General features: G+C 60.7%; 9 protein-coding genes and 1 tRNA gene. 7 read left to right on the forward strand and 3 right to left on the reverse strand.

Features of this window, described 5'->3' with window-relative positions:
- The gene (gene argC, locus JIN81_RS12910; RefSeq protein WP_200280259.1) at window positions 1-1,044 is read right to left on the reverse strand and encodes an N-acetyl-gamma-glutamyl-phosphate reductase; all 1,044 of its coding nucleotides are present in this window, start codon (window positions 1,042-1,044) and stop codon (window positions 1-3) included.
- Between the two features lie 82 nt (window positions 1,045-1,126).
- Between argC and JIN81_RS12915 the strand changes: the two genes are divergently transcribed.
- From JIN81_RS12915 to JIN81_RS12925, 3 genes are all read left to right on the forward strand, one after another.
- A tRNA-Pro gene (locus tag JIN81_RS12915) sits at window positions 1,127-1,203 on the forward strand.
- Window positions 1,204-1,699: 496 nt separating this feature from the next.
- The gene (locus JIN81_RS12920) at window positions 1,700-5,563 is read left to right on the forward strand and encodes a DUF6288 domain-containing protein (protein ID WP_200280262.1); all 3,864 of its coding nucleotides are present in this window, start codon (window positions 1,700-1,702) and stop codon (window positions 5,561-5,563) included.
- Window positions 5,536-6,396 (forward strand): hypothetical protein, encoded by an 861-nt coding sequence (locus tag JIN81_RS12925; protein WP_200280265.1) that lies wholly within the window; start codon window positions 5,536-5,538, stop codon window positions 6,394-6,396. Before JIN81_RS12920 ends, JIN81_RS12925 begins: the two co-directional genes overlap by 28 nt.
- An 86-nt stretch (window positions 6,397-6,482) precedes the next feature.
- On the opposite strand, the gene JIN81_RS12930 is transcribed toward JIN81_RS12925, so the two are convergent.
- Both JIN81_RS12930 and JIN81_RS12935 read right to left on the reverse strand, forming a co-directional pair.
- The gene (locus JIN81_RS12930) at window positions 6,483-7,121 is read right to left on the reverse strand and encodes a MerC domain-containing protein (RefSeq protein ID WP_200280268.1); all 639 of its coding nucleotides are present in this window, start codon (window positions 7,119-7,121) and stop codon (window positions 6,483-6,485) included.
- Window positions 7,122-7,194: 73 nt separating this feature from the next.
- Window positions 7,195-7,776, reverse strand: coding sequence for a hypothetical protein (locus tag JIN81_RS12935; RefSeq protein ID WP_200280272.1), 582 nt, complete (start codon window positions 7,774-7,776; stop codon window positions 7,195-7,197).
- A 623-nt stretch (window positions 7,777-8,399) separates the two neighbouring features.
- On the opposite strand from JIN81_RS12935, the gene JIN81_RS19590 reads away from it, so the two are divergent.
- From JIN81_RS19590 to JIN81_RS12955, 4 genes are all read left to right on the forward strand, one after another.
- Window positions 8,400-8,627, forward strand: a complete 228-nt coding sequence (locus tag JIN81_RS19590) for a DUF433 domain-containing protein (RefSeq protein ID WP_200280275.1) — start codon at window positions 8,400-8,402, stop codon at window positions 8,625-8,627.
- Window positions 8,624-9,031, forward strand: coding sequence for a DUF5615 family PIN-like protein (locus tag JIN81_RS12945; RefSeq protein ID WP_200280278.1), 408 nt, complete (start codon window positions 8,624-8,626; stop codon window positions 9,029-9,031). The genes JIN81_RS19590 and JIN81_RS12945 overlap by 4 nt, the downstream gene beginning before the upstream one ends.
- Window positions 9,032-9,141: 110 nt before the next feature.
- Window positions 9,142-9,447, forward strand: coding sequence for a hypothetical protein (locus tag JIN81_RS12950; protein ID WP_200280281.1), 306 nt, complete (start codon window positions 9,142-9,144; stop codon window positions 9,445-9,447).
- Between the two features lie 933 nt (window positions 9,448-10,380).
- The gene (locus JIN81_RS12955) at window positions 10,381-10,860 is read left to right on the forward strand and encodes a hypothetical protein (RefSeq protein ID WP_200280284.1); all 480 of its coding nucleotides are present in this window, start codon (window positions 10,381-10,383) and stop codon (window positions 10,858-10,860) included.
- The last annotated feature ends 262 nt before the right edge of the window (window positions 10,861-11,122 follow it).

The following is an 11,122-nucleotide window of genomic DNA, read 5'->3' on the forward strand; positions in this document are numbered from 1 at the left end:
TCAGACAAATTGCAACCCAGCCGTCGGCTCAAGGCCAAAGATGAGGTTCAATGACTGCACGGCCTGGCTGCCCGCCCCCTTGCCGAGGTTGTCTTCCGCGCTCATCAGGATCACCCGGTTCGTCCTTGGATCGAAGGTCCAGCCGATGTCGATGAAGTTTGTGCGGGTCACGTTCTTGGTGTCCGGGCAGCTTCCTTCACCGAGGAGACGGACGAAGTCCATGGCGCCGTAAACCTCATCTAACACCCGGCCGATGGCTTCGGCAGAAGCGCCGTCCTTGAGCGTGGCGGTGGTCGTCGTCACGATTCCGGCATTCACAGGGATGAGGTGGGGGATGAAGCTGATGGTGACATCCTCTCCGGCGGCGATCGAGAGTTCCTGTTCGATCTCGGACAGGTGCCGGTGTTTCGGCACGCCGTAGGCGCGGGCACTCTCATTGCACTCGCAGAAAATCAGCGATAGATCCGCCTTCTTGCCCGCGCCGCTCACGCCGCTCATCGAGTTGGCGATGATGGTCGATGGCTCGAGCAGGTCCGCCTTCAGCAGCGGGACGAGCGGCAGGATGATGCTCGTCGGGTAGCACCCCGGCGAAGCCACCAGACGCGCGGCGGCAATGGCTTCACCACGCACTTCCGGCAAGCCGTAGACGGCTTCTTCCAAGAGATCCGGGGCAGGGTGGGGGTGACCGTAGAATTCCTCGTAGGTCGCGGCACTGCGCAGCCGGAAATCCGCGCTCAGGTCGATGACCTTCAGGCCTCGTTCGAGGAGTGCGCGGGCGATTTCCGCAGCCACTCCGTGGGGAAGGGCGAGGAAGGCCACTTCCGCTCCAGTGGCGGCGATCGCATCCGGGTCCGGGAGCATGAATGGCAGATCGGCGCCGTCGACCTTTGAAAAGCGGGGGAAAACGGCACTCAAGGCGCGGCCTTCTTCCTGGCGCGAGGTGGCAGCCACCAGTTCGACGTGAGGGTGGAGCAGGAGCAGCCGGAGCAGTTCCTGTCCGGTGTATCCACTGGCTCCGACGATGGCCGTTTTGATGCGCTTCATGCCTGTGGGCATCGCAGGATTTTCCGGACTTGCCAATCCGGATCTACCCTGATTGTCTGCGCGTCCGTTCACGGAAACGTAGCGGGCTGTGGCGCAGTCTGGTAGCGCACCTGCATGGGGTGCAGGGGGTCGTGGGTTCGAATCCCGCCAGCCCGACCAATCACCCCCCACCCAGCTTGTCTGGGTGGGGGGTGATTGGTTTCCAGCTGCCGGGAGGCAGTCCCAACCGGCGCATTGCGACGGTGGGTTGGAATTCGGCGGGAGCCCGAGGCGACCGAAGTCATCCTGCGAGCGGGGCGAGCGACACTTGAATCGCCGGAACGGAGTGGAGGCAATCCCGCCAGCCCGACCATCCGACCCCTCTCCCGGCCAGTGAGTCCTTCCGAACACTGGTGGGGGGCTTGAATGCGGGTGTCCATCCCAACCGTCCCTGCACGATTGGTTTTTTCAGCTCGTCCATGGATGCGCACCGTCCTCGAACGCGCTCGGATCGTGCGCTGTCTGGGCCAACGATGGCGATCACCGTAGATCAACGATGACGAGGATATCCCGCCTTGGAGAACGGCCGGGCTCGTAGTACTTGGGGTGCACTCTTGAACCACCTGTGGAGGGGGCTCCCTTCCTGTCGGGTGGTCTTGGGCGGAACCGACTCGCCATGAACTCCATCACCACCACTTGTCCATCCTGCGCCCAGTCCCTCAAAGTCGATGCCTCCATGATCGGGCGCAAAGGGCGCTGTGAGGTGTGTCAGACGAAGTTCATCATCGAGGAAACAAGGGTCGAGGAGGCGGTCGAAGCGGCTGAACCCGCTTCCAAGCAAAAGGCCTCCTCATTGCCATTGAACCGGGCCGTGCTTTGGTTTCTGTGCGTGTTGCTCTTGGCCGTCGGCGGATTCTGGATGAACTCGAAGTCGCAGAAGCCCGGGCCCGCGGAAGTGGCGGTCGAGAAATCAGAGAACCGCAAGCTTCCCGAAGCGGAGAAGCCGGTGGTCCCGCCTCCTGCAGGCACTGCAGCACCCGTCGAAACGCCCGTTGTTGTTCCGGCAGCTCCGAAGGAAGCCGCCACACCTCCCGAGGTCGCGGAGAATGTACCGGTAGACGCCCCGCCGACGAAGGAAGCCCCGCCTGCGCAGACGGAGGAACCTCCGACACCGAACGACGCGCCGCGCGTGCAGACCGAATCTCCTCCCGCCCCGGCGGGAAGTTTTCCGGTCAAGGTCGCGTTCGAGCGGATTGATATCGGCGAGTATCGGCGCACCTATCCGGCGGTGAATCAAGGGTGGATGCCCAATGGCGAGGACCAGGCTGAGCAGGCCAAGGCGTGGGGAAACTATCTCGGGCCCCTTGGAGTCCGGATCCGTTCCCACGTGCCCCAGCATCAATCCCGTCCGGCCTTCGCGAAGATCATCCCCCACAACATCCAGGCAGAGGATGGGTCGCTCGGACTCACCGCTGCGGAGGTGGTCCAGATCGCCCCCGGATCCCCAGCTGAAAACCACCTCCAGCTGGGCGACCTGATCATCGGCATCGAGGGCGAGGTGCTCCAGTCCGGCAATCAGTATCGGCCGGGATGGACCTTCATGCACAAGGATGCCCGGGAGCTCCAATTGATGTTCGGCGAGAAGATCGATCAGGCCCAGGCGCGGGGTGACATCAGGTTCACCGTGCTGCGTTTTCCCGAGGGGGAACAGCAACGTCTTCCAGTGCGGCGGCAGGAACTCTGGAGCGGCGAGGGCGGTAACAACTCGGTCGGCCTCCAATCCTTCGACATCGAGGTTCCCGGTGAAGGATTCATCACCCTGGAGTCCAACCAGTTTGATGACGTGATCCACGGGGATGGGACGGTCTGGCTCGATGTCACCCTCGAGGGTGACTACGGCACCATGAACCTGCTGGAGTTGCCGGCCGGAGCCATGCGCGCTGGATACGGCAAGCCGAGACTGCAGACCGATCAGCCCTACACGCTGAAGGGCAAGGAATACGCGCAAGCCCTCGACCTCCATGCCCAGGGCGCCGCCACGTGGCGACTCCCCGAAGGCACCAAGCGCATCAAGGGCAGCTTCGCCGCGCTGAGTTATGGCAAGGTGCAGCCCAAGGTGTTCCATACCAATCTGGCGTTGCCGCTGACCGGACTCCACCGGGACAGGCTGGTCGATGTCCGCTTCCCGATCGGGAAAACCGGGAGCTTCAGCGCGACCTATCCGAAGGACTGCGCCAAGACCGCCATCACGGTGAAACGCCACACGGAGTGGCTGGCTGCCCAGCAACGTGAGGATGGAAGCTGGCCACGGCTTGCCGGCTACACCCGCGACGGCTGGGATACCGCATGGTGCGGGCTCGCGCTGATGTCCGACGGGGACCCGAAGTACGACGAAGCCGTGCGCAAGGCGGCCTACCGGATCGCCTACGAGGATGCCCCCAGCGAGTGGACGGCCGAGCGGGCGATGCGTCTGATGTTCCTGAGCGAGTACTACCTGCGCACCAAGGATGCCGAGATCGTGCCGGGCATTCAGGCCGCCTATCACCAGTTGTTGGATTGCTGCAAAACCGACCACATGGCGGGCCACAAGGTGAATGGCTTCGGCTACGGCACCGCCGGCCAACACTACGGAACGGGACACCTGGCCCTTGCCATCGCGCTTGCCTCCCGCACCCCGATCACGGTGGACTCCACGCTGGTGAAGTCCATCATTCAGCACGCGGGTGAGGTCTGTGTGAATGGCACCTACGCCTATGGTCGGGGGCGTCGCATGGCGCGCAATGATTCCCGTCAGCACGGCGGCGGAAATGCCATGTCGGGCCCCGGGCTTCTCGGTGTGCAGATCGGCGGCGGACACCGCAGTGCGATCCAAGAGATGGTCGAACGCATGGATGCCTCGATTGGCGATGGCGACAACTCCCACGCCACCAGCTCGCTCGCGTTCATCTTCTCTTCGCTGGCCATCGCCGCCGCCGATGAGGAGGTGTTTCTCAAGCACATGCAGAATTTCAGATACAAGCTGACCCTCGACGACAACTGGGAGGGAGGCTTCCTGAAGTCCGCCTTCCCGCTCGACTTCCAGGGTGGCGAAGGAGTCACCGCCGAATGGATTCGCAGTGCGGGGAGCATCCTCGTGCTCAATGCCCTCAAGAAGAATCTCGCCATCACCGGGCGCAAGGAACTCTGGAGCAAGGAGAGCATCCCCACGGTCGCCGTCAGCGAATGGGGCGGGCAAGTCCACTCCTACTACCTGCGCAATTGGTGTCTCGCCGCCGAGCTGTTGGGACGCAGGGCACCCCATGAGTTATGGTCCGGCATCAGAGAGATGAATGTCCTTCCACGAACCACCGGGATGGTTCCCGGCACGAGGGCCATCGTTCTCAAACATGCACCCGGTCTGGTCAGGAAGATCGCCGCCGACCGGTCGCTGGATAAGGCGCAGCGGGCTCATGCCATCGAACTCATCAGCGGTCTGGATTTCCAGATCCACGACCGGATGAATGGCAGCGACCAACAGGTCGACCTGCAGATCAATCTGCCGCTTCACCAGCTGAACTGGCTCGATGAGGACAAGTCCACCATGTTCTCGAAATCGCCCTTCCCGCTACGGACGAAGGTCGAGATCAAGGCCGAGAACCTCGCTGAACCGATTCTCTTCGAGACCGAGGGGACCCAGGACTTCGATCTGGATCAGGGAACCCGCAAGCTGTCGGCAAGAAGGCCGCTCAAGGATGCTGGCCGCGCCCAGTTTGATGGAAGCGCCACGATCTCGTTCAAGATCGGTGCCACCACGGTGACCTACGATCGGCCTCTGAAATTCAACGAGGAATTCGCCCACTCGAACAATTACAATCTCCGCCGGATGAAGCTCAGATTGAGCATGGCACCGCGCGCCTACTATCAGAGCCAGCCCTTGGTGATCGCCGGGATTCCGTTCGACTGCATGTATCCTGCGGAACGCATGCTTGAGGTCCAGGGACCCGGGAACGGCGACCAGGTCAACATCCATGAGGGCGACGAAGTCATCGTGGACATCGCCAGCGAGAATTTCATCTGCCCCTGGGTGCATTCGCTTGAGTTTGATCAATCAAGCCAGGTGACCTTGTTCAAACCACGATCGGAAAAGAGCATTCGAGGCAGCGTCAACGGCAATAAGGATGACATCTACGACTTCGACCCTAGTACTTCGTGTGACTTCGTCAGCGAGGAGTCGAAGAGCATCATCGAGTATGACTTCGGCAAGGAGGTCACCCTGAACGGTCTCGACGCCAACTACGGCGGGTCCTGCTTCATCCGGGTCTGGTATCAGGATGGGGAGACCTGGATTCCCCTCGTCTGGGACAACTACTCGGTGAACACCAGTCATCATCCCACCTTCCCTGATACCAAGGCCGCGCTGTGGAGACTGGAAATCAAGCATGGGAGCCCGATGAAATTCCAGACCCTGCGTTTCTACCACAACCCGAACCTGATTTCCAAACGCGGCACCCTGCCGCAATCGGAACACCCGAAGTGCCTGCCGCCCATCCAGCCTCAGTAAGGGCCTGCCGAACCGCCGGCCTTCTGGCATGCACGCTGTTGGCCATCGGCTCATGCGAGCATGACGACCCCCGGAGCGTCGAAGCGGCTCCCGCCGATCCGCGAGAAGTCAGCCGGAGGCTCGCCGCAGAGTTTCCCCTGCTTCCCGTCATCGAGGGGACACTCTGGCGGCAACTCGAGGAGGCCGAGGACCTCGCCTCGAACCCCGGCTCCACCGCATCCCAACGCGCGGAAGCGACCGCCGGGATCCACCGCATCACCGACCGGTTGCAGGAGAAGCATCCCTTCCGACAGGAGGAGCAACGCACCATGCTCGGCGGCATCGTTCACCACAAGGAGTCGGGGAAGATTGAGATTCCCGTCGCCGTCTGTTTTCCGAAGGAGAGTGACAGTCGGCATCCCGGCGAACTCGAGCTGATCCTCTGTGCGACGACCGGGCGATCCCACGAAACCTTGTTCACGACCGATGCCAGGCCTCTGCATCTGGAACTGCTGATGCACCTCGCGGGCTACAGGAAGTCCCCACCGTCCAGCACCTTCAGGATCGATGTCGTCATCCCGGATCACGAGGTCATCCCCATCGAATCGCTCATCCGATCCGCGGATGGTGACCCGCTGCCGGAGCGTCTGCTCTGGGAATTCAGCGGCGGTGAGTTCACGGACCCTTATCTTCCGGACATGACGGGGGACTTCTTGATTTGCTGGCACGCCCACGAATCCGTGCTGCGCATCCGCCACGAGGGCATCGCCTCGGGCGAAATCAAATTGAAGCCCGTTGCTCATCCTGCCCTGAAGCAGAACCAGCCCGCGACGCTGATTCTATCTCCGGAATAAGCGAACTGTCTGCGAAGCCCTGCATCGTCGACCACGGGACCTTCCACCCACCCTCCATTCTGGCTCCGATTTGTCCTCACCCACAGTCACCGCCGGCTTGCACGGCAGGCGTGGCCGCAGGAGCACAGGTTTCCAATGTGGGCCGCAATGAGCAAGAGGCCGCCCAAGGTGGTGACGATGGCGGCAGGCGGGATGTGCAAGCTGGTGACTCCGGCTTCATCCACCTGCACGCTCGGACAGCATGGGTCGACACAGGCCGTGGTCGGGGAAGCCTCGTCCGTTGCCGCGATCCGATCGCTGCTCCCTCCCACGGCACTTCTTTCGCACGAAGCCACCGCCGGGTTCACGAGGTTCGTGGATTCCGCTGCACCGGGAACCCGGAGTGATACGGAAGCCTCGGTTTCACCGGACTGGCTGAAGGCGGGGAGCATCGCACCGATCAGCACCAGCAGAATCCCGAGGGAGGCGGTGATCGGAATCCACCGCTTCTGGTGCGTCCGATATCCCTTGCGAATCGAGAAGACCGCGAGCGGGACGACGAAGACTGCGACGAGAACATGGGAGGCCGGATGCGCCCACACCCGGCCGAAGCTCGGGAGAGCGATCAGCAGGATGGGGGCAAGCGCGCAATGGATCGCACAGAGGACCGAGGCCGCCACCCCGACCCGATCGGCTTTCTGCAGGGTGGGAGAGAGGGTGGCGGGAATCGAAGTCGTGGCATTCATGGGTCGGGAAAGGGGCAATGAGGGACGAAGCGAAGCGGGAGGTTTCAGCGGATGGCCAGCGGGTCGAATCGCACTAGGCATGGACGGCTTGGGCGTACTGCTTCGGTCGTCGAAGTTCGCCGGGCGAGTCGCGCAGGCACTGGAACCACTGCAAGGCAGCGGACGGCTCGACCCATTGCTTCGCTTTGGGAACCTTGCGGTACTGGCGGAAGTTTTCCGCTCGATAGGCAAGGCCGAAACGCGCGAGGACGGCATGCTCGTAGGCGATCAACCAGTCGAGGAAAGGAAGCGCCGCGTGGTGGAGCTCCCGATCCGTCCCGGATTCGAAAAGCTCCTTTTGCCATTGGCCCGGGATCGGGGTTTCCGTTCCCGAGGTCCAGAGGTAGCAGCGCCGGCGGGCCCGGTAGAACGTGAACCCTCCTTCCGGGCCATACCATCCGGCACACGAGCCATACAGCTCGACCAGGCCACCTTGCCAGGGCAGGCGGTAGCAACTTGTCCCCTTCAAACCTGGGGATGGACTCCGCACGAAGCCCTGGGCGGTGAGGAAGTTCCCGGTCGGTCGCAGAACATCCCGTCCCCAGAAGAACATCTGCTGCTGCAACCCGTCCGAGAGATCTCGCCGGAAACAGGAAGGAATGGCTGAAGCGTTCATTGATTAACGCAAGTAAATTGCAAAACCCACTAACGCAAGCAATTTGCGATAGCGGATCATGCTTCGTCTGGCTTCTCCCCCATGAATCGCGCCTTGGGAGCGCATCGGGCCAACGCCCCTTCGCGGTCGGTCGCAGCGTCATCGCCCCCCGCCACGGCGTGCTGCGCGAGCTCGTCATCTCTTCCTCACGGGGTGGCTCTACGAAGTGAATTCCGCCACGTGTCCCCACGATCCACCGGCGGGATGCACACGGCTTCCTCGTCACACCGAAAGCACACGTGGCTCCACCGACAGCGTCCCCACCTCCGGCTCTTCGACGTCCCTGACGCAGAATCAGCAAGGCTGTTTGGTACTTCTTGAAGTTCCTGGATTCCTGAAAAAGTGATATGCGAAATAAGACCTCCGGAAACGAAACCCATGCCATTCTACGTCGGTTCCCGATATTCAATTCGAGCTGAGTAGACCGCCTCCAATCCCCGAGGCTTCTTGACTTCGACCCATTCGAATGGCGGAATCTCGTCCTAATAAATCCCACGCATATCGGCTTGGGGTGTTACGAAGAAAACTGTTTGCTGAAGAACCATCTGTGTTGACTCTTAGCCCAGTTCAACGAACTTAAAGTCATGAACCCGAGGATCTCCATAGTTCCAGCAGTCTGTCACGGCAAGCCTGTGATAGCCGGCACCCGGGTGTTGGTCTCTACCATTCTCGGAGCCCTTGCTGGAGGGGATTCGGTGGAGATGATTCTAGAGGACTATCCGAATATCGCGCGGGAAGATATCGGCGCTGCCCTAGAATTTGCTAGCGCGCTAAGTGACTACCAAGAGACCGGCTACGAATCGGTCGCGTGAGGTTTTTTCTCGACGAGAATTTTCCGAAGTCCGCTGCTCTCCTGCTTAAGGCGGCAGGACACGACTGCTTTGACCCAAGAGGAACTGCGCTTGAGGGGGCTGAGGATGATGCTCTCCTCGCAGAATCCCGACGAATGCGCGCCGTGTTGCTGACCACGGATCGTGACTTCTACCATACTCTGCAACACCGCTTCCCAGACCACACGGGAATAGTGGTGATAGCGCTTAAGAAACCTAACCGGCAAGCTATTGTCGACCGACTCGACTGGTTCCTGAAGAACGTCGAAGAGCAAGAGATTCCGGGACGAGCGTTTCAACTGCGAGATAGTAAGTGGGTGGCCAGACCGCCATTGCCAAACAACTCCAGCGAACAAGACGGTGCTGAACAACCGCCTGCCCGCTGAGGGCTTCAACTCTTAGGGTGGCTAGGTCATCATGAGCGAAACCGAAGCGGCGCTTCCAGGCAGGCGGTGCCAGACCTCGGACCATCGGCAATAAAATCCGAGATTCAAAAATGAAGAAACAACTGACAACTATATTTGCAGTCGGCACAGTGTGTTCGTTGATTGCACTAACTGCATGTACAGAAAAGCATGTTCCGAGTGGTTCACCAGTAGCTCCCTCGCCGCCTGAATCACTACGGGGATCCTTTGATGTGTTCTACGAACTCCAGACAAGTCCCACGTCGACCGCTGGAACAGGCGAGAAACCAAAGAAAGTGAGCGCAATTCACTTTCATGAAAACTATATCGTCTTAGAAGAAGCGACTGGCGGTCGCGTTCTTCCCGTAGATAAAATCAAGGAATTCTGGTGGAGGTAGTGGCTGCGAGCCGTCTCCTCCGAGTCGAACCCCGAAGATGGCTGGTGAGCTTGCCTTACAGCGATCCGTTGTTGGACGGGCCGGGCCTTGTTGAGATCAGCGGGATGATCGAAGCCGATGCGCTATCGATTCGTGCCTGAGGTTCAGGCACTTGCGGTGGTGATCGGGTTTCGAAGTGATCTCTCGGCTCATTGGCAGGGGCCACGGTCTTTGCGTCGCAGACGCAGGGGCCGTGCAGGGCGCTTGTCGAGCGATGTCTGGGCGTGGTTGGGACCGACAAGAGCTTGCTACGGCGGAAACCGTAGTTTTTGACGACACGTTCCCAAGGGCCGAATGAGGATGGGCCTTTGCCGGGTAGTGGATGCCGAGGCGGCGGTCAATTCTCCGGCGCGGTGGAGACGGGCGAGTTGGCGCGCATCCTTCTTGCCTGGCCGTCCGTAGCCTTGGCGGGAGCGGATCGGTTTTGACCTTGTCGCCGGACTGGGAAGGGACCAGCGAGGGGGCAATCACGGTGCAGGGCACGCCGATCTTGTCGAAATGCCGGGCGATCCACATGCCGCATCCGCCGGCCTCGTAGCAGACTTCAAGGGCGTCCAGCGGGATCTTGTGTGCTTTGGCGATTCGCCGCACCACCCGCTCCAAGGCGGTGTGGGTGGTCGCGACCGAACCGTAATGGCGGACCTCCCCTCCGGCGCCGGGATCGGCGATGGCGACGGTGGTTTGTGCTTTATGGACGTCGAGTCCGAGGTAGGGTTTCTGCGGTGTGTCTGAGTTCGTTTTCATTCTTCGTAATGCATTGAATGTGGATAGGCCCCGACCTGTCGGGGTAGCCCCACGAGTTGAACCAGACCCACCACTTCTCTTACCAACCTGAACTCGGCCCGAAATGCTGCGCCCAGATCAACCGGCAGCCATAGGGTCTAGCCTAAAAACATGATCACTAAAGCACTTATCGTGACGCTCACCGTTCTTACGGGCTCGGCATCCGCCGACTTTGTGACAAAGAAGAATACAAAGGGCGCCTACTACGAGGTCCACAAGAACAGGGATGGTAGTCACTCGTTCTACCTGGTGCCGAGCTCCGGCAGCACCGGTGGACAACTTGGTTCCGTGACAGCGTGGAAGGATCAGAAGATCGTGTTCATGGCGGACGGCATCACCAATCACACGATCATGTCCCGAGCGGTAAGAGAGGGTAAGGTTCGTGACGCTGCTCGAGCATTCTGTGTGACAGTCAGGTTGGATCTCGTCGATAAGATTACCCTCCTGTGGGCGATTGTCGGACCGCCTGAGTCGGTGAGCGGCACTACTTGGGACACAGATCTACTGTGGCTTCTTGAGGAGGCACGCAAGGACGGCCGCTTTAGGGATTACACAACCAAGGCTAAGGAGACTGTCGGGAAACCCCAGTAGGCCCTTGAAGAACCAAGTTTTCTAAGGGGGGGCTGTGGAGGTCCGGTTTCGAGTGAATCGGGAGCAGATTCGATCTGGGATGCGCAATGGGGCGCTGAGGGGCGCTGATGTCCCTCTCTTTGGGGGTCACGAGGGCTTCTGAGCCGCCCTTTCATCCCCGGATCACGCCTTCAACCCCGTATTCCGGACGGTAGAGCGCGATTTTGCCGATGTTGTGCATGATGCTCCACAGTTTCCATATCACGGCCACTTTCTCGCGGCC

Origin of the sequence: Haloferula rosea (assembly GCF_016595525.1) — a bacterium.
Classification (GTDB): Bacteria; Verrucomicrobiota; Verrucomicrobiia; order Verrucomicrobiales; family Akkermansiaceae; genus Haloferula; species Haloferula rosea.